Annotated in this window: 13 protein-coding genes; 3 read left to right on the forward strand and 10 right to left on the reverse strand. The window is 43.8% G+C overall.

The annotated features are described in order from the left end of the window. Nucleotide 1 precedes the first annotated feature (1 nt). From STSP2_RS15775 to STSP2_RS15785, 3 genes are all read right to left on the reverse strand, one after another. Entirely contained in the window at nucleotides 2–1,765 is a 1,764-nt protein-coding gene (locus STSP2_RS15775; protein ID WP_146663686.1) for a hypothetical protein, read from the reverse strand. Nucleotides 1,766–1,869: 104 nt separating this feature from the next. Continuing rightward, on the reverse strand, nucleotides 1,870–5,469 hold the full coding sequence (locus tag STSP2_RS15780; protein WP_146663687.1) for a LamG-like jellyroll fold domain-containing protein: 3,600 nt from the start codon (nucleotides 5,467–5,469) through the stop codon (nucleotides 1,870–1,872). Nucleotides 5,470–6,366: 897 nt separating this feature from the next. Beyond that, nucleotides 6,367–7,116, reverse strand: coding sequence for a hypothetical protein (locus STSP2_RS15785; RefSeq protein WP_146663688.1), 750 nt, complete (start codon nucleotides 7,114–7,116; stop codon nucleotides 6,367–6,369). Between the two features lie 199 nt (nucleotides 7,117–7,315). On the opposite strand from STSP2_RS15785, the gene STSP2_RS15790 reads away from it, so the two are divergent. Beyond that, complete coding sequence (locus tag STSP2_RS15790; protein WP_146659256.1) at nucleotides 7,316–7,810, forward strand: helix-turn-helix domain-containing protein; 495 nt, start codon at nucleotides 7,316–7,318, stop codon at nucleotides 7,808–7,810. 11 nt (nucleotides 7,811–7,821) lie between these two features. Beyond that, entirely contained in the window at nucleotides 7,822–8,355 is a 534-nt protein-coding gene (locus STSP2_RS18165) for a transposase (protein WP_169852969.1), read from the forward strand. Here STSP2_RS18165 and STSP2_RS15800 read toward each other — a convergent pair. The 5 genes from STSP2_RS15800 to STSP2_RS15825 form a co-directional block, all read right to left on the reverse strand. Beyond that, complete coding sequence (locus tag STSP2_RS15800) at nucleotides 8,344–9,489, reverse strand: hypothetical protein (RefSeq protein ID WP_146663689.1); 1,146 nt, start codon at nucleotides 9,487–9,489, stop codon at nucleotides 8,344–8,346. The genes STSP2_RS18165 and STSP2_RS15800 overlap by 12 nt on opposite strands. A 593-nt stretch (nucleotides 9,490–10,082) precedes the next feature. Then, complete coding sequence (locus STSP2_RS15810; RefSeq protein ID WP_146663691.1) at nucleotides 10,083–10,610, reverse strand: DNA N-6-adenine-methyltransferase; 528 nt, start codon at nucleotides 10,608–10,610, stop codon at nucleotides 10,083–10,085. After that, complete coding sequence (locus STSP2_RS15815; protein ID WP_169853282.1) at nucleotides 10,600–11,460, reverse strand: DUF3102 domain-containing protein; 861 nt, start codon at nucleotides 11,458–11,460, stop codon at nucleotides 10,600–10,602. Before STSP2_RS15815 ends, STSP2_RS15810 begins: the two co-directional genes overlap by 11 nt. A gap of 204 nt (nucleotides 11,461–11,664) precedes the next feature. Then, on the reverse strand, nucleotides 11,665–12,279 hold the full coding sequence (locus tag STSP2_RS15820; protein ID WP_146663693.1) for a DNA methyltransferase family protein: 615 nt from the start codon (nucleotides 12,277–12,279) through the stop codon (nucleotides 11,665–11,667). 35 nt (nucleotides 12,280–12,314) lie between these two features. Then, entirely contained in the window at nucleotides 12,315–13,589 is a 1,275-nt protein-coding gene (locus STSP2_RS15825) for a DNA methyltransferase (protein WP_146663694.1), read from the reverse strand. Nucleotides 13,590–13,828: 239 nt separating this feature from the next. Between STSP2_RS15825 and STSP2_RS15830 the strand changes: the two genes are divergently transcribed. Beyond that, nucleotides 13,829–14,710, forward strand: coding sequence for a hypothetical protein (locus STSP2_RS15830; protein ID WP_146663695.1), 882 nt, complete (start codon nucleotides 13,829–13,831; stop codon nucleotides 14,708–14,710). Between the two features lie 230 nt (nucleotides 14,711–14,940). Here the strand turns inward: STSP2_RS15830 and STSP2_RS15835 are convergent, their stop codons facing one another. Then, complete coding sequence (locus STSP2_RS15835; protein ID WP_146663696.1) at nucleotides 14,941–18,102, reverse strand: DEAD/DEAH box helicase; 3,162 nt, start codon at nucleotides 18,100–18,102, stop codon at nucleotides 14,941–14,943. A 352-nt stretch (nucleotides 18,103–18,454) separates the two neighbouring features. Continuing rightward, nucleotides 18,455–19,831, reverse strand: coding sequence for a tyrosine-type recombinase/integrase (locus tag STSP2_RS15840; RefSeq protein WP_146663697.1), 1,377 nt, complete (start codon nucleotides 19,829–19,831; stop codon nucleotides 18,455–18,457). Nucleotides 19,832–19,888: the final 57 nt, after the last annotated feature.

Below are 19,888 nucleotides of genomic sequence, written 5' to 3' on the forward strand. Positions count from 1 at the left end.
CTTACTGAGTCACACCCTCCATCCATTCATCTGCCAGCAAGCTGAAGTCAACCAGATCGACTCGGCCATTCTTGTCTAAGTCAGCTCCATCGCACCATAACGGTCCATTACAATTACAGAGCCAACTCGATGCTAAATATAATAAATCCTCAGTGTCAACTTTCCCGCTGTGGTCGAAATCAGCTCTACTAAGGCCAATTAATGTCACTGCTGTCCCTGAGTAGTTTAACTTAAAACTATGTCCATTATTTGTTTTAACTATATCGTCATCAGCGTTGAACTTACCATCTAATACTTGTGACGAAAGAATAGTTACCTCATCACCTATCGACGGTGTGTACCCATCGACTAACAAAACGTTAAGGCTACCACCAATTTTTGCATCGCCAGTAATCGATAGATGTGAAATATTTTCCTCTCCTGTGCCTCCTAACAGTACAGTGAGAGTACCTTCCTGATCTTGTTCATAGCCATTTGAAATCTCTAATGTACCGGGTTGGTACTCTAAATATCCATTTGGCCACACTGGCCATCCAGGCACTGCGGTACCACTTATATAAACACTCCCTTGGACATTGCCAGTCCCTTCGAGAACCCCATCTGTTCCAACGGTAATCGCTTTCTGAATACCGCTATCACAATTTCCCACCCACATTTGCCCTCCTTGGGAGAGATCAATCAGGCTATTTTCCATGACACGCACATTTTTATCGACTAACGCTACACAATTGACCGCCACTTCCAGTAAGCCATCCCCGTATCTATCTCCAATGGTCATTTCAGAAGATCTCAGACTTCCACCTTCCATTTTGTATGTGGCGTTGCCAGTTCCAGTTTGAGTCGAAATAGTCAATTTATTTGCCTTATTTACACCTCCTGCAAGGACGTAAAGACCGCTAACCATTAGCTCCTGTTTACAGACATGTTCACCACCAGCTTGTCTGAAAGTGCCCAATATGTGGCTTATTGTTGCATCTATTCTAGCTTCGATGTTTGGATACGGTTCGGAGAAACTATATTCGCCCTCATTCAAGAGAAGATCAAAAGTGCATGAACCACCAGATTGAACCATAGAGCCATGATCAGATACGACGCATGCAAAAGCATTCACATTACCACCACTGAGGTTGAAACACCCTTTACCATTCCAAGTGGAAGCAGCGCCTACAAGTATTTCATCTGCCGTTAAATTCCCATTTGTTTGTACGTAATTAGCGTCATTATCGATCCAACCAATTTCCAGCCTATCATTAAGCGTTAAATCACCGGCTTCCAACACATAGGTTCTGTCTATGTATTTGGGATCACTTAGTATCATTTCATCAGTAGTGACAGTTCCACCCCTCTGGACAAACTGACCTTGAATAAAAGAGTCTCCCTGTACTAGAAGATCACCATTATTTACAGTAAGTGTAGAAAGATAGTGCAACGAACTAAGGCCGAGAGCACCGCTTATAGTGAGATTGCCCCCTGAGATGACAAGATGCCCCACATTGTCATTACCATTTGGCATACTTGTGCCTGAGGGTAGCAGAAGACGTCCGGCTGTTGCAAAGCCTTCACTGATAAGTGCAATGCCATTGTTATCAATAAATGCCTCGTCGAAAGGTCCTGGGACTTCGCCATCCCAATTATTATTAGAAAACCAATCTGATTCAATGTCAGGTGGCCCCGTCCAATACACAGCATTGCCAAGGACAAAAGAATGTGACAAAAAGATTATGAAAATTATAAGGATACTTTGAGCGATCTTATTCGATATCACGACAGTCTCCATCTCCTAATATACACATGGCGATCTATGATCTGCTACCACGCTCTACAAGGCAATATTGTCACCAATATCAAAATACATAATAACCAGGCCAACTAAGGATTATGGTACAATGATATTATTTCAGCTGGTGATAGAAGTCGGTCGAACACTCGGACTTCATCGATTGTGCCTGCAAAAAACTTATCTGAAAATTTTTCAGATTTATTAGCTCCAACCACTAGAGGCTGGGGCCCATATCCATATAATTCCCAATTATAACAATTTGTAGGGAAAGCCACCTCAACAGAATTTTCGAATTGACCATCTAGATATAAAGTCACTGTCTGCGTTTTTGCATCATATACTGTAGTTCCCATATGCCACTCATTGGCTGTTACACTCGTAACACTTAAGGCAGACCTTACACTATTACATTCCCCACCTGTTCCATCTTGAGAGCCATGCCGTACAGTCTTCAATTGATCTTCTTCCAGGAAAAGACCATAGTTTACATGTCCATTAGCATACCCGTATTTTGTAAGTAGGGTTTGTGTTTGGGAGTTTGCTGTTTGTAGAGAAAACCATAGATTCACAGAATAATCTTCGGTTATACGCAAAGGCTCATCTGTAAATAGCAAATAATCATCAACGCCATCGAGGCCCAATGCTAGTCCTGCTATTCCGGTAACAGATGATGGGCCATTGTAAGCGGTTCCTTCGTTACCATTCCCAGAATCATCGTGGCCAATATTACCAGAATCATCAAAACTCCAGTAGGCTATCATATCAGAAGGCTTCTCCGTTTCAGAAAATGTTTTTACAGCAGCCTGGTTGGAAGCAGTCCCTGTGTTGCCTTTAGAATCCTTGATTTGAACCGTATAGATGTACTGTGTATTCGGGTCCAAGCCATAATCAGTATATGTCGCAGATAATTGCCAACCGCTATCATCTCCACCAGGATTGCCTGATAATTCTGCAAAGTAATATTTAACAGGGTTGCTTATATCAACACCAGAGTTGGCGGTCATTGAAATGCTGCTCTGCCCCGTTGCCATCGGCGGAAGTTTGAAAGTTGCGGGGTTCGGCTCTGGTGGTGAAACATCCTCGGTGATTCCCGCTAACCAGTTTTCTGAGAGCGCCATTAGTTCCTCAAAATCAGTCCTAGGATCCAAATCGAACAAATATACCGAACCTCTGTATGCATCATTCGAATATGCTCCAACGACTGGATGATTACCAAGGCCAACGGAATAACCAAACAGGTCGGCTGTCGCTTTCTTAGAAGCGGTAAATTTGGACACTTCTACACCCGTTTCAATATCAAACAAGTATGCGGACCCAACCCACCAACCTTTGCGAGAATCACCAGGTGAACCTATAACAGCCCTATTTCCTTCTATTGCAACAGAAATTCCAAACCACTGGTTTTCACGTCCATCGGAGGGGGTCAGCTTCCTAAGTTGATTACCTGCATGATCGAATACATAAACACAACCGATAGAATCCTTTGTGTGTGCTCCTACAATTATAAATTTATCATCCATGGAAACTGAATAACCAAACTTGTCACCTTCTGTAGCATCTGAGGCTGTTATCTTTGCCAACTGAGCTCCTGTAATCGTATCAAAAATGTAGGCCGATCCTGAGTTGGAACCTGCATCATCATTGCCAGGCGCACCAACAACAGCAACACTACCATCAACACAAAGAGAATACCCAAATTCATCTCCAGCTTCAGAATCAGAAGGGGTCAGCTTAAATAATTCTTTCCCTGTGTTTGCGTTGAAAACATAAGCGGCCCCGGCATTTGATCCTGCCGTATCATTGCCATATGCGCCAACTAGCGCCTTATCAGCACTGATGCCCACAGCATAACCAAAATTTTCGTTTTGATTTCGAACTAGATCCGAAGTCACCAGCTTCGTTATTTGGGTTCCAGTAGTGACCTCAAAAATATAAGCTGATCCAAAATTTAGACCTTCATCATCATCGCTATATGCACCTACAATCACCCTGTCACCATCAACTCCTACTGAGTAGCCAAAGCGATCACCCCAGTTCCTGTCATTTGAGACTAGCCTTTGTACTTGGAGCCCAGTTTTCAAATCGAACAAGTAAGCTGCCCCTCGGCTATCTTGAACACCATAAGCGCCAACTACCAATGTATCACCGCTAACACAGACAGAATGGCCAAAGTAATCACCTTCAGAAGCATCAGAAGCTACGATTTTAAGAACTTCATTAGTTTTGTCAGTATTTGCAAGCCAGTGGTCTGAAAGATACGACAGATCTTCTAGATCAACCCCATAGCTCCCAAGATAATCAGCTGGAATGTCCTTTTCCCAGTGCAATATTGGATAGCCTATTTGATAAGGAATCCTCCAGTTATCATCTTGGCCATTTTCTACTTCTTCAACATAATCCCAACCAGCAATAAGAAAAGTATTGGGATCAAACATTTGATCCGTCGTTTTCCCCTGAACACCGACAATAATTCCGGGGCTGGTGTCAGAGAGTACATAACCAACAGTCATCCCAGATGTCTCACTATCCCAAAAGCAGTTCCTCATTTCCGAGCCAGCGCCGTATTGACGACCACAAAAACCGCCAGTATTTGTAGTACCGCTGATCGGTCCAATAGAATAGCAATTGTAAATGCCACTTCTTATGTTATATCCGCACAAGCCTCCAATACGATCATATCCTTCTACATAACCTGTGGCATAACAGTCAAAAATTAATCCTTCGTCATTCGCTCCACACAGTCCGCCAATATACTTAGAACCAGCTCCAGATTTCACATCGCCATTTGCGTAACTATATGCACATGAAGCCATATTCTGCCAGTTATGCCCTACAACACCACCAAGATAGTCGGAATTGTCGCCGCATGTAATAAAACAGGTTGATTCACAATTTGAGATTATACTGTAAGCCAACTCTTGATAATTCCAATTAGTTCCAACAATCCCTCCCATATAGTTGGTATCATAAGCGCCCTGAATTGTACCAGATGACTTACATTTTGTGATAGTCGCATTTAAATCCAAAGATCCGTTAACTCCAGCAATCCCCCCAACGAATCCAGAGTAGTCCTCAACCTGAATATTGACATAGACAGCTACATCAGTAATTTTTCCTGATGTATTCTGGCCGACTACGCCGCCGATGTAACCACAATATCTCGCATCAACTACACCGACGATATCACAGTTTTTGACAGTTCCCATGTTTTCGCCTGCAAGTGCACCTATGTAAAATGCGCCACTGGTAGATGTCCCACAATTACTATAAACATAATTTTCCAAAGACAAGTTTTCGACAACTCCATTTGGCCCTATCTGTCCAAACAAACCTAAGTAGCCATTGGTCGTTGTTCCAGCATCAATATATAGATTCATAATGCTATGGCCATTCCCATTGAAATTCCCGCTGAAAGTGGTGCCTTGATAAAAGTCATTGGTAGACGTATCTGGTGAAATAACTGCTGTAGAATATTGTTTGCCAGTAAGATTAAGGTCACAATCTAGCCTAATCCAATCATCCCAATAATCAGAATTGCCCGCAAATTGATCAAAATCAGCTAAAGATGTAATCCTATATGGGTCGTTCTCTGTTCCATTGCCGTCGAGAGCAAATGATGCAGAATGGAAGAATGCCCCAATAATGAATAGAATTAAGGTTTTTTTGACGCGCGTCTTCATGTAAAACATAATATTCCTCCGCTCCAATAGATTTTGGCATTATGGCATTCTTGTTTATTACTTTTTTCTTGGTTTGTTATTAATGCGAACTCACATGGGTAGGGTGCTTTTTTAAAGGAGTTCGGCATTCGTATAGCTCAGTTAAGGTGGGGAATTGGCTAGTGCAGAAACATTGGGGATGTAAACAGGTGAAGAACGACTTCCTAATTTTGACCAGACCATTTTTTCTCCTCCCAGAGCAAAAAGGTGGGATCGCATTACAACGCGAAACACTGTATTTATCCCTACTCTATATGTCCAAGATTCAGGGGTCAACCATAAAATTGTGCCTTTTTAAAAGCCGTACTTCCCACCATACCTAGCTGGGTAGACACATGTTGTCTTCAACAGGACAGAATCTGAGCCTCTTTCCCTGTTAATAGCCCAGCCCCTTTTGCAAAAGAAGAGGCACACCTTCCTTATCACATCGTCACATTCCATATCCGAATTCAGCTTCCTACCCCCCTAGACTCACAGAATCCCCCTGGTTACCCTCTCACCTGCTCCCCTACCAATTAACCCTATCCATCGACTTTAGCCACCCGGCACCCGCCGGTGACGCTCTACCCACATCTCCAACAAACATTGCTCATCACCCTGCTCCGCCAAAGCAAAACACCCCCTTTACGAAGCACCCTTTTTCACTGGGACTTCGACCCGCTCCCGCTTAAAATTCAGAATCTTTAACAGATGAGGGCTCACAATTCTCTATTACATCATTACATTCACTTACCCTTAGAACTCCTCAGATTGCTCCCGGTTGCCTTTTCTCCTCCTATCCTGCCACTCTGATACCTATTCCCTAAGAAGACCCATCCGGAGGCCGCCGGTGAGGTTCTATCCACATTTCCCAACAAGCACCCCTTATCACCCTGCCCTTAGACCCCTATTTCCTCTGCATATGAGCTGCTCTTCCCTGAATTCTTGCCAGTGCTCTATTCGCTCCTTCCCCACGATTCTTTCAAACCGCTTATACCCAGGATGCTCAGGGAGCAGGACGTATCTTCGTGCCCTTCCTCCCTTTCCCCCGTTCTGAGATGCAATTATTACAGAATCATCCACACACTGTATCCACCCATGTTCTGCTAAGAGTTCCCTGAGGGCCTTGGCTTTTCTGGGATTACAGCCATTTTTGTTTAGACCCTTCTCCTGCATGCACCTGATAAAATTCTCCAACGAGGTCATTGGCACCGTCAATTCTCTTCCATAGTGCTGAGCCTTGTTTAAACTCCACCATTTCTTCTTGCCTAAGTAATCTGCGTTGGTCAGACACAGCTCTATCCATACCGCTGTTATCGCTACCTCTCTCAGATATAGCTTCCTATCATAACTGCTCATTCTGTTGACATCATCCTGAGTTAGACCCAGTTTCTGCCCCATCTGCTCTATCTTCTGACCAAGGCTTCCATAAGAGTAACGCCTCATCTTCTCAATATTCGTTTCATAGACGTAATTGAGTCGCTTTATATCCTCCTCATCTTCAGCACCTGTTCCTACATCCCTTCTGTAATCGTGCCTGTATTCTTCGAATGTAGGTTCTCTTCCTTCCTTTAAAATATAATCCATATAACAGTAATAAAGATATCTTCGGCTCCTGACAAGAGCATCTGTTTCCATGGAAATATCGTCTACATTCTCAAATGTGCCGGTATATATACATAGTTCTTTATTACTCTCTCTCTCCTCACTAGTGCCGTTTCAAAAATATAATTTTAACTTTTCCATGATTTAAGACTTGCGCCATGCATAATCTGGTATTATATAGAATGACACGAAGAAATAATTTCACGCTTACAAGCAGAGAAAGGGATTTCTTATGTGTCTGTACGCCAGAGACCTCAGTACCAGTGAAGGCCAGCAAATTCAGCGGATACTCCGCAGCAGCAAAAGCCGAATCAAGATTCGTCGCGGCCAAGTCATTCTTGCCTCTAACCAGGGCTATAAAGTTCCTGCTATCGCCGAGCTGGTTCACTATTCGCCGCACCATGTCAGGGCCATCATCAAAGACTTTAACCAACGCGGCCTTAAGGCGTTGGAGCCCAAGCCCCGGCCGGGAAGACCGCCGGAGTTTACCGAGGACGACAAGGCCATTATTGCCGAGACTGCAAAATGTCCGCCCGATCTTCTGGACTGCCCTTTTAAGCGGTGGTCCCTGGAAAAACTGCGTGAATATCTTGTCCAGGAAAAGATCGTTCCTACGATCAGCATTGAAACACTCAGGACCATCCTGCGTGAAAAGAAGGTCAAGCTCCGGCGGACAAAGACGTGGAAAGAGTGCAACGACCCCAATCTCAAGTCTAAAAAAAACTAATTCGCAGATATGTGAACCAGCCGGCCTCAAACGGGCCGACCATATCATTCGACGAGTTCGGACCGCTGGAGATTCGTCCTCAGCCAGGCCGGAATTACTGTCATACCGACCATCCCAAGAGGCTGCCTGCGACCTATACCCGCAAACACGGCGTTCAGCACTGGCTGGCGTTTTACGATGTCCATCAGAAAAAGCTCTGGGGATATGTTCGGCCACGCAAGCGGCATCAGGAGTTCTTGGAAGTTTTGAAACTGACCAGGAAAAAGTATCCTGCGAACCAGCGGATCCATCTGATACTGGACAATTTCTCGCCGCACCGCAAGGACAAGGTTCTGCGGTACTGTCGCGAGAACAATATTCATCTGATCTGGACGCCGACCAACGCATCATGGCTAAATCCTATCGAATGTCAGTTTACCCATGTTAAGGAATTCGTCATACGCGGAACTAATTATCAAAACCACAATGAGCTTAAAATCGCTCTGAATAGATACGTAGCATATCGCAATAAAAAAAATCAGCAAAAGTTAAACTTAGATAATTGAAACGGCACTAGTACTAGTAGGAGGTCTCAGGTTTAAAGCCACTGTGTTTTTTTTCTGCGTAGAAAATAAAACAGAGTGTTCCACTAGAATAGGCTCAATTCCCTTCTCCACAATCTCAATGATCTTGCGTTGCTTTTCTGAGTAACAACCAGACAGAAGAAGCTGGTTAATCAGATATATCGTTACTGACAGGTGATGAATAATTGAGAAGACTGGAGAATCCCTGAATTCAACCAGATCCTCTATTGTGAAAAGATCTGGGAACTTATGCAGAACACCGTTTCTAACCATCTCAGTGATGACAAGTGATCCACCTTTATTGAAATAATATTTATACTCAGGGTAGGTGCCTTTGAAGGCGTCAAATTCTACCAGGTATTCAGTATCTAACCTTGTTTTTCCATTTCTATCGGTCCTGAGCTTCAAGACATGCGCAGGGCACAAGACATTGTTGCCGTAAATCTTGAATATGCGTCCCGTGTACTTAATGATTTCATTGGCATATGGTATCCAGGCCTGTCGGATTGATGCATGGTTACGCCAGTATTCATACAGAGGAAGCATATCAATCTTGGGATAGTAATGAAGAGATTTGCCTGAGGATCCCCTATCATAGAAGGCCTCAGGATAGAAAGACTCAAACAGGGCTAAGAATGGTTCAACGGCTTCAGGATCCCCAGTGTGGTTGTCGATATCTGCACCCAAAAGTCTTTCTGAGCAGAATGGATTCCCTGTCCAATACCATTTTCTCTGCTGGGTGATGTGCTCATAGACTTTTCCCCCGTGAAACCTTTCTTCGTCTATTTCTTTGTATTTTTGTTGGCGGTACTGGTTCCAGTAACGTTTCGAGAAGCGATTTGTTGCATAATCCTTGGGTTTCTTGTCCCAGTAAAAAAAGAGTTTATTGGCATCTTCTCTTCTCATGTGATGGCGAATTTCCTTGTTGCCGATGTCTAATCCAAGGTCGTAACCGTCAAAATAGTTTGCAAGCTCCATACAGACCGCAGACAATTTAAAAGGCAGAGGCTTTTCGCCAGTGAATCTGCAATATTCATAGTTCCTATCGTCATTTTCAATTTTGCGGGGATGTGTGATCCGCCTGAAGAATCTATCCCTTTTCTTGTTTTTCGCCATAACTCTTGCTCCCGATAAATTATTTTATCTCTATAAAGGGAGAGAGCCAGGCTTAGCGGGGCCTGGCTCTGGAGCAAGAGTTTTCTACGTCTCTTTGAACTTCTACTATCTTTTACATTTATGATTGCTTCGTTTCTTGCTCTTTCTCCCGCTACATCATATGAATTCAACAACTTCTGCAGAAATCCTTCTTTTATTCTTTATTTTCTTCAAAAAACTCGTCTAGATATATCTGACATGACTCTTCACAGTATCTCTTTTCCATTGCACGTAATTCCTCAGGTGATACCTTAAGATACTCTACAAGCTCATCCTCTGAATGAATGGGCCTGTCTCCAAATACAAGACTCCGTCTACAATCTCCACATTCGTAGCTGCCCAAATTAGCAAGTTGCACATCATGTTTTTCGACCGAATTGTGATAATAAAATGATCCGTCGTCGTTCTGAGCAACGTCACACTCGCAACTTATCCAAGTATTGAGCTTTAGATCATTTGAGCCGCAGTAAACACATTTAAAGTCATTCATAATAATACCTTTCACACAATATAATTTATTCTAAAGTTCTTATACATAGTCGCTTTGCAACATCTCAGGAGACGTACCTAAACACAGGTCCTAACCGTGAACTTGCTCCAAAAAGAGCTCTTTCACACCTTTCCCCGTATGCTACAAGCATAGATCCTGCTCCACTGCCATTATTTTTAACCTTTCCATCCTGAACATAAGCACTCGCCTGGTCATGCCTGATGAACTTGACTCGACCCTTCAGGAATAGCAGTGCATTGGCCGGCCTGCAATAATCATAGAACCAAGACGTATCTATCCTTGCGAAGACAAGTGCAATCCCGTCGTTGTGCTCATACATCTTTTCCAGCCAGTTCGAAGTTTCTCGGCCGTAAGGAGGGTTGCACCAAACTGTTCCCTGCCACTGCGAATGTAGTCCATCATCCCTAATAGTCAGGTGCTTCTTTGCAGGAATCCAGGGGACAATATCTTTGCCTGGACTGGCTACATCCATGTCAAATTTAATTCCTAAACTGTCAAAGACATATGTAGGCGTGTACCATTCATTTGTCTTATTCTTCTTAAAATCATGCGAAAAACCACTACTTTTCATCGAACTCTCCTTCACATTCTAAGGGGTCCTCTCGCCACAGTTCAGCAAAGTCAAACTTTCTTTCGAGTTCCGCCATTTCCTGTTCCTTGATCTTCTCTCTCAATGCGACTGCATCATCACAAGATTCTCTCAGCAGTTTACAGTAGACTATATAGTCGAATTTCAGACCGCTCGCACTAACCGTCTCATAGCCAGTTCTCTCATAGGTATACCTACGGACGGACTCAGCAGATTCTTTGATATAAAGATGAAACTCTGGGACATCTTTTTCTCTTAGAATGACAGCATCTCCAACAGCAAGGCTGTCATTGTTGATAATGTCGTTAGCTGTGTAGGAATGGAAGTTGGGTTTTGCAACACTCTTCCCTACAAGTTTAGGCCGCTTAATTTTTTCTTCTTTACCCTTGCAGCATTGATTTACATTTTGATCGTCAGGAATTTCATGGTCATCGTCAATGTCATTGTGATTGTCTTCACCTACAATTACTCTATAGCACTCTTGCAAATTCGCACACTGTGCGATTTTGATTTCATCCCTGTGCTCATAAATTCGCATGTAATTGCTAGCCGCCCGCTGTTTAAACTCCAAATTCGTTTCAATCCAAGTGCTCCAGTTACCGTGACCGACTTCCTTTTTCTGCTCAGTCAGCAGCCCTCCAATTTCAATTGCTTTCGAGACGGTAATACTCAGCATGTCACATATAGACCGATGTAAAGCGTTAATTGTTTCGGCAACATCCACCTCGCTACTAAGCTCATTCGAATGGAATTGTTGTTCAAGATTGTCCCTCACATCAAGCGGGACTTGTTTTAACATTTTATCACATTCACTTTTATTTATTGTAGTCATCACAAACGCCCTTCTACTTCCAAATATCAATTACTATTTTCATATAAACGCTAAATACTTTCGCTTTTCAAACGCAAACTTTTTCGCTTTACATTTTGTTGGCCCATGTTTTCGACTGGCGACAATTTCTACCTTCCAGAAAAGTGAAAAAGGAAAATGCTTTCCGATTTGGATGCAGTCTTCACAGCGGAGCACATCCCCTTTTCACCCTTCCGTTGAACACGATGACTGCTCATACAGGAAATAGTGAGGCTTCAGCGTCGGAACATTGAAAATCAAAATCTCCGTATGGAATTTCAATCCAAAACAGTCAATCGGAAGAGAAACAATTGAAGTGATATCCAATGTATCTCTCATCCATTCCCATCTTTTGCTTTCGGCTCTTACGTTCAGCCTCATTCCCATTGGAGCAAACATCGCAATTGGCACTTTGGGGCCAAACAAATCTACCATTTTGCGGAGGAACACTTCCGAATAGAGCTTTTTTCCTTTTGCCCCGTTAAAAGGAGGATTGCAAAGAATCAGATCAGGAGACTCGTAACTCCATGCGTGGATATTTTCAAATTTACCATGGATGAACGTATCACAATGATCACTGCCGACCCTGCTTATATCTACTCCAATGATTTTGCAGGTTCTACTTCTCCAAATGTTCGTCAAACTACCTTTACCAATCGCAGGGTCAAGCAGAACACAGGGATTTATATGGTGCTGCAACAAATTAAAAAGGTATACACTGACCCTCTCTGGCGTATAGATCGTTGAGTCCTTAGTGTTCTTGTTATAGTTATTATTTTTTATTGTATAAGGGATAGCCATTTTGAATTTTCCTTTCTTTGGACACTTGCAGGTGGTTATTTGAGATGCTTCCAGAGACTCTTATGGCCCTTGAGGATTGTTTTCATTCTGGCCTTGGAAACTGTATATTTCTCTGCATCCAACAGGGCCTTCGCATAGACACAGTAATTCTTGTTGAGGTCCACGCCCGTGAACTTCCTTCCAAGGAGCTGGGCTGCTTTGCAGCCTACCCCGCTCCCGTTATAGGGCTCCAATATCCAGTCTGAGGGAAATGTCAGGAACTGAATAAGCGATTCGGCCAGCTTAGAACTGTAGCTACACGGATGGGGATTATTTTTGTATACAAGGGGAGCGATATTCCAAATAGTCCAAGAGAGCTCCAGGAATGTTTCTTCGGTGATATCAGGCTTAATACCTTCGGGAGAGGAAAGAGTAAACTGTTCATTACTCCAAATCATGATCTGTTCATGACCAACCCTCATTGAGGGCCTTTCGGGGCTGCAGAAACTCCCATACTTTTTATTGATGGGGTTTTTGGCCTTATCACCTTTGTCCCAGATAATGTGCCCAAAAAACCTGAGAGACGGAGCAACCTTTTCTACTCGCTTGCGGAGCTCATAAGGAAAATCATAGTTGTAGTCACCACTTATATCACGGTGCTTGTTTTCGAGGAATGTGGGTACAATGTAGATTACTCTACCGCCTTGTCGCAACAAATCAGGGTAGTACTTGAAGGGTTCAGCAATTGCATTCATATATGTGTCGAATGCCTTTTCGTCGTCATATTCTGAAGAGTAGAACATGCCGACGTTGTAAGGGGGCGATCCCAGAACTGCACTGTACTTGGCCATCATTCCATGGTTCAGCATCTCCTGCATCACCTGACAGTTGTGACCAGCTATGACTTTGTTTTCATACTGACCTGCAGGAGGGTTATCGTAGTCCAGATCCATGTCAGCATAAGCCCTGCGGTATTCTTTAGTCGCTTGCCGCGTCTTCGTACGATTTTTGTTTGTCTCCTCTTTGAGGTAAGACAAAGCTTCAAATACCCCCTTGCACTTTTGCAACTCAGGCTTGTTCTGATTTTCATACAGACGCATGTAGTTGCTGGCGGTCCGACAAGTGAAGGCCAGATTAGATTCAACCCACTTGCCCCACTCGCCGTGTTCCAGCTCCAACTTCTTCTGAGTCAGGAGCTGGCCAATCTCAATTGCAGTCTCAACCGCTCTCCTGTAGGTGTTCTCGCATTCAGAATGCAAGGTGTTAATGCGTGAGACAAGATTCCTTTCCACGTTTCTTTTCTTCCCTGTGTTTTTCTTTCTAGACTCCATATTTGGTCTCCCAAAATTCGCCCTCTTGGGCTAACTTCAGTATCCAGCAAACCTTGTTGCCAGTATCACCCTATGGAGCAAAAAACGGTCTACTCTGGATCATACCCAAAACTGCATTCCCACGCCGACACGCCTGATTTTGACCACAATTTTTCCGCAGATAGCAAATAAAACTTTTGCGAAAGCGAAAGTTTTCTCTATAATTGGGACTAGCACAGGAATGAATAGGAGGGCGCAGAGTGGAATATGATTTGGAAACGCTGTTATATATATGGCAAAACAAGCCTAGACGGTATTTGATCAATTTGCGAGGTTGTTCAAGGGAAGAAAAGGAGTGGCTGAAGCGGGAAGTTATCAGGCTATCACGGGAGGGAAAGAGTGCAAAGGAAATCGCCGCAGTTTATCCAATGAACATCGTCACTATTCAAGAGTGGATTCACAAAGCCCCCCCTTCACTCAAAATGTGGAAGAAACGTGGTAGAAAACCGCTTCGAGTTATAAATCCCACCAATCACAAGCGAATTCTGAAGGATGTTTTTCTTGAGATATACAACAAGCAAGAAGAAGACGTAATTTTCTGGAGTTATTCAGACATCCAGAGATTAGTCAATGAACACATCAGTGGGCATTTGGAGGAATATAAAAAGAAGAAGCGTATTTCTACTTTAGATCGCAAATTTAGATATATGCCCGTCGCAAAGGAGCTCAGTCGGTATCATGTGAAAAAAGTTGTCTCTGAACTACTTGAGCCCCCATCATTAGCTAAGATTCGCCATGTTTTTGCTCAAGAGTACAGAGAGCCCGGCGGGGAAAGAATAAGATACGAGCCAAATAGCAGCATTAGGTGGTGTTACATTACCGGAACCTATTTTCGTTATTTCTATGAAAGACCAAATTCACGGCGTGGAAGCAATTTAAATTTTTGGACGATCTACTCTCCAAGAGGAGATATGAGACTTGCTTCCAAAAAACATAGTTGTGATCATATTTTGCAGGCACTTCTTTCGAGGGGGAAAAACTGGATTGCTCTAATAAATGGCACTTATATTGGACCTGAGGTCATTGCGAAATACGCTAGAACTGGGAAGATTTATTTCTTAAAGCCCTACAGGCCCAAATAGGAAAAGTCTTTCCGATTTAAATATGCAAACCGAGACCAGCTCCCTTATTTTCCTCGCTTGGCAGGCACTGCAGGGCCCTCCATTGGGAAAGTACAGAAAGCTGATTTTTTCATTGCTCCAGAACGGAAATTAAGGAAAACTCCCCTGTTCGGCAAGTTCATGAGTATGAGTTTGTAGGATTTTTTTAAAGCGGGCAAAACAAGGAATAAGGCTGCCCATACATGTTAAATCTAGTTCACCAAACTGCGTGTCCACCGCATTAGACGAGCAGGCATTGGAGTTTTCAATTTCCAAACTACATTCATCGGTCTTGAACCTGTATGACTCACATAGTCAGCCTGTCCGAGGAAATAATACGGCTCTGCAAAGCGGTTGCAATTTTGTCTGCTCTCTCTGACAAACAGCAATATCTTGTTGCCCGTACTCCGATGGTTGATGTATCGTTGGCCGGTCGGTGACTCTGAAGAAGTAGTGGACTGACTTTGCCAATGGAACAGATCGCTGCTAATCGCATAGTCCTCATACATGGTGGTCGGCGAGTAATGTTGTTCCGACTTGTTCAAGGTAATAAAGAAAACATCAGTTTTGATTTCGGGCAAGTACAATACACCTTCTCTCATCGCTGACTGATGCTCTAAAGTCCAGTACCCCAGGCCTGCAAATATTTCATCACGTGTGTATCGAGCATGAACGTCAAGCGGACATTCAAAGCCAAAGCTCTGTGCGGATACCGAACTGCTGATATGCTCCCTGCGATAACTGAGCAGGTCAATGAGCTCTTTCCGCAACACAGAATTTTCACTGAGATTGTCCCAATTCTCAGCAAGCGTTGGTGCAATATCAGCTTTGCTCCACAACGTGAACATCAGCATTGCTAGCCGCTTCTGCTCAAGTCTGGTCAGACTCGACAATTCAGATCGCTGTGATTGCAGGATGCTCAGCAAGAAATCTATCTGATTTACATCATCGATGTGTTGCAACCTACGCAATCCCTTGGTCAATCTCGCTTCATTCGGATTATAGAAGTCTTCCTTAACACCTGCATCCACACATAACCTGGCCCAGCTGGCACGCCGATAGATATCGTCCAATTGCATTCCATGGTATTCCAGAAAATTCGGCAAGTTTAGTTCTTTACCAGTATCGGAATCAAATGAAGCGATGTTTTGAATGATTCTCGGTTTGCTCTGTACAATTTCACTTTTCACATTTTCCAGCACGTACTGGTAAGCCTGTTTTTCAAACTGGATATTGCATCCTGCTGGAAGATGAGGGAAATCGTTTTCCAACTCATCCTTAACCTTCTTGTTTCCATCTGTCAGCAATGCTCGGTATCTGATATCAAAGCGGTATTTTTTATGAGCCTGCCCAACAAAGTCAAGCACAGTCAGACAGTCCTTGTCATCCGCCAGCCTTAAGCCTCTTCCCAGTTGCTGCAAAAAGACTGTTAGCGATTCTGTTGGCCGCAAGAAAATAACTGTATCCACTTCAGGAATATCTACACCTTCGTTATAAAGGTCTACCACAAAGATAAAGTTTATTTCTCGTTCGCACAAACGCTGCTGTACAGACAACCTGTGTTCTCTACTTGAATTTGCCGTCAGGAAATCTGCAGGGATATTTGACTGATTAAATTTACGAGCCATATACTCAGCATGAGCTTGAGAGACACAGAAACACAGTCCGCGAACCTTACTAATATCGAGTACAGTTTCAGCCAACTTTTCAATAACTAGATTTGCTCGTACATCGTTCCCAGTCAATATGCTTTCCAGGTCCGACTGAACATAGCCACCTCTGCTCCACCTCAGACTTGAGTAGTCAACTGAATCGCTGATGCCAAAGTACTGAAAAGGACAGAGCAGCTTTCTGTTTATTGCATCAGGCAGACGTATTTCAGCAGTGATATGGTTATCGAAATACGATCTAATATCTCTGCCATCCAAGCGTTCTGGTGTTGCAGTCAGACCGAGTAGCGACAAAGGATTGACATGACTAAGCAAATCCTCGTAGCTCGGTGCCGCAGCACGATGGAACTCGTCAACTACGACATAATCATAGTGTTCAGAAGAAACCAATTCACTGAGTTTCTGAGAATTATAAGTTTGGATCGATACAAATAGCTGTTCAATCTGAGATGGACGATTTCCTGCAACCATCAAATCACCAAAGTTTTGATCTTTTAAAACAGCCCTGAAGCTGTAAAGCGATTGACGCAGGATTTCCTCTCTGTGAGCGACAAAAAGAAATTTTGGTGGTTGGAGATCGCCGCAATCTCGCATTTGTTGTCGCCATAATTTGAAATCAAAAGCGGCAATCATGGTTTTGCCCGTACCGGTAGCCGCAACAACGAGGTGTTTTTTCCTTTGTTGCAACTGTCTTTCGGCGTTTATTTTATCCAATATCTCCTGCTGAAATGCATATGGCTTAAGGTCAAAACTGGGCAACACAAACTGTGCGTTATCACAAGCCCCTCTTTCCGCTATCAAAGCACTACGAAGTCGCTCTCGGTCACCCTCGGTATTGTAAGTCTGAAATTCGTCATCGTTCCAATATGACTCGAAGGTTGCAGACACTTTTTCCCACTGAAAAGGTTGCTCGTATTGACTCAACTTGACCGTCCACTCCAATCCGTCAGTCAGTGCGGCCTGCGATATGTTTGCTGAACCTATGTATGCTGACGAAAAACCTGTTTCGCGGTGTATCAGATAAGCCTTCGCATGCAAGCGAGTCCTATGCGTGTCATAACTTACCTTAATCTCGGTGTTGGGCAATTCTGTCAAAAACTCTATCGCCTTCAGGTCCGTTGCACCCATATAGCTGGTCGTGACAATCCTGAGACAGACACCTTCTTTAGCGGTGAAAAATCTCAATGCTGGCTCAAGTATACGTATTCCGCTCCACTTTATAAATGAGCAGAGAATGTCTACTCGCTCAGCAGAAGCAATTTCTTTCTTGAGCTGCGAAACAAGAGATGGGTCCTGGCGAGTGCCCGTCAGCAAAGCTCCCAAGGCAAGCGGTGTGTCAGGCCTGGCAGGAGGTTCGACAACCAATGCAGCTTCCTCAAGAATAGCCAGTAACCTTTTAGATGCTTGCGACACTCTTAAATCATGAACACCCTCAACACCCGCCTGCTCAAGTGACGTGATTATTTCGTTACAGACGGCAATCTGCCGTTGAAGTCGGCTTTCCCTTCTTTCTCTATCACTTGTCAGACCTGGTTCAGGACTTATCTGAGCCAACCCTTGCGATAGAATACGATAGATGTACTGGGCCAGATAATCGTGGCTGTCTGCTACTTCTATGGATTCGAGAAGATGGCGTTCGGGGTAATTTCGTATTCGTCGTTCTAAAACTAAATTGACAATCTGCTCATAAATACCCGACTGCATATCACACCTGAAGAAGAAAGGTAAGTAACAAATTTATTCGGGAACAATACTATCCTTATTTGCCCATGCAATCAAATAAATTAATATCAAATATATGCTTTCTACAGCAGCATAGTGCATCTTTGGGATCAGGGTATCATAACCCGGCGATTACAATTCGGAAAACCCTTTCCCTTTTGCTCTCACAGTTCTCCCTCCCCCCCCTTCCCTGAGGACTCTCCATATCCCCCATTTCCAAAAAGGAGTTTCTTGGAACAAAAGTGCAGGGGTGGGGGTTACAGAGAATCCCAACTTCTTGCCTACATCATCACACATGTCCCCCCTTCTTGAGCACTGTTTCTCCCACGCCCTTCTAAGCGAAAAAGTATTTTTCTATTTCCTCACATGCCTTTTGGGTCAGGTTAGGTCGCCTTTTCAAGTAGTGGTCCGTCACGCCAGCTACCCTGTGGCCTAACAGGAATCGAACCTCGTCCAATGTGCAGTTGGCATCGACACCCGCAGTTTGACATGCATCCCTTATATGCTCGAATTTCACAGCATGGTCTACCTCGGCCTTTTTTCGCAATTTACGCCAGATTGAACCTATGCCATGAGCACAATAGGGTTTTCCAAGAAAGGTAATGAAAAGAAATTCAGAGTCATGGGGGGCTTCGGCCTGTGCTCGCTCTATTGCCCGAACCGTGCGATCCCATAAGCATGCCACCCGTGGAACGCCTGTTTTACCCCTGTCCATTACAAGGGTCTTCTTCTGCAAATTGATATACGCCTTCTTCAGGTCACAAACATCCTGTGGGTAAAGCGCAGCATTAGCTGCCAACAAAAGGATGGCTTTCTCTTTTGCGTTCGCCAAGGCGAATATCTTTTGAAAGTCTTCCCTGTGGATAGGTTTCGGATCAACACTTGCCCGCTCAGGATAGACGAACTTCTTGCAAAGCACCAAAACATCTTCAATGTCCTTAGTATATTCGACAGCATCAGATTTGAGAGCATACCTTAATATGGTTTTTATCTTGTCGAATCGATGCTTAATCCAAGTGGGGCTATATTCATGCTTGTTAAAAAGTTCATATAAAGCATCCTGATAGCGTTTGATGTCACTAAGGCAAACGTCACGAACAGTCTTGCTCTTGGCAAGCTTGCAAAACTGCTCCCACCATCTCTTCGAATCATCGTATTCTTGCTGTCTCAGTGGCTTCTTGGTTCGCTTTAAGTAAATCTCGCCGATTTCGTGAAGAGTTAAAGGCTTTGGTAATGGAGTTAGCTTGTGCAGTTCTGCAAATTCAGGTATGCCTAGTTTTTCGGCGACAATAGAAGGAGGGTTATTTGAAATCAAACTCCTGGCTATATCCCAACCAATTTCCTCGTTGATTTTCAAGTCAACCGGCGGGTCTATATACTCTTCACAGTCAATGGAGGCTCTCCATTCCCCCCATCCATCCTTGTTATTCAAGATTCGCTGATGGACTTGGTTCAGAACACTTTCCTTGTCATCATCCTGATCAAACACAATGGAGGTGGTTTTCTTCTCTCGCTCGTCTCTCCAACGCCTGAACCGTCGCAAGGCATTGATGTAGTCGTCTGGAGCACCAAAATGGAGTCGTGGAACGCCCTCAGTGCGATAATGGGTATTGTAAAACCCATTGTCATCACAACTAAGCCCAACAAGAGGTCGCCCCCGTTCATCGGAGACGTATTTCGGAGGCCTCCCTCGCTTTCGTTTTTTCCGCATAAACACCCTCGTAAGCTAAAAAATGAACCAAGGGGAATATAGCAGAAATGAGGGAAT

Origin of the sequence: Anaerohalosphaera lusitana, assembly GCF_002007645.1 — a bacterium.
Lineage (GTDB): Bacteria > Planctomycetota > Phycisphaerae > Sedimentisphaerales > Anaerohalosphaeraceae > Anaerohalosphaera > Anaerohalosphaera lusitana.

Bases quoted from the DNA above. Each gene is read 5' to 3' on its own strand.
- STSP2_RS15825 (WP_146663694.1), bottom strand. From the start codon at position 13,589: ATGGAGTCTAGAAAGAAAAACACAGGGAAGAAAAGAAACGTGGAAAGG.
- STSP2_RS15835 (WP_146663696.1), bottom strand. From the start codon at position 18,102: ATGCAGTCGGGTATTTATGAGCAGATTGTCAATTTAGTTTTAGAACGA.
- STSP2_RS15785 (WP_146663688.1), bottom strand. From the start codon at position 7,116: ATGGAAACAGATGCTCTTGTCAGGAGCCGAAGATATCTTTATTACTGT.
- STSP2_RS15810 (WP_146663691.1), bottom strand. From the start codon at position 10,610: ATGAAAAGTAGTGGTTTTTCGCATGATTTTAAGAAGAATAAGACAAAT.
- STSP2_RS15780 (WP_146663687.1), bottom strand. From the start codon at position 5,469: ATGTTTTACATGAAGACGCGCGTCAAAAAAACCTTAATTCTATTCATT.
- STSP2_RS15815 (WP_169853282.1), bottom strand. From the start codon at position 11,460: ATGACTACAATAAATAAAAGTGAATGTGATAAAATGTTAAAACAAGTC.
- STSP2_RS15820 (WP_146663693.1), bottom strand. From the start codon at position 12,279: ATGGCTATCCCTTATACAATAAAAAATAATAACTATAACAAGAACACT.
- STSP2_RS15840 (WP_146663697.1), bottom strand. From the start codon at position 19,831: ATGCGGAAAAAACGAAAGCGAGGGAGGCCTCCGAAATACGTCTCCGAT.
- STSP2_RS15790 (WP_146659256.1), top strand. From the start codon at position 7,316: ATGTGTCTGTACGCCAGAGACCTCAGTACCAGTGAAGGCCAGCAAATT.
- STSP2_RS15800 (WP_146663689.1), bottom strand. From the start codon at position 9,489: ATGGCGAAAAACAAGAAAAGGGATAGATTCTTCAGGCGGATCACACAT.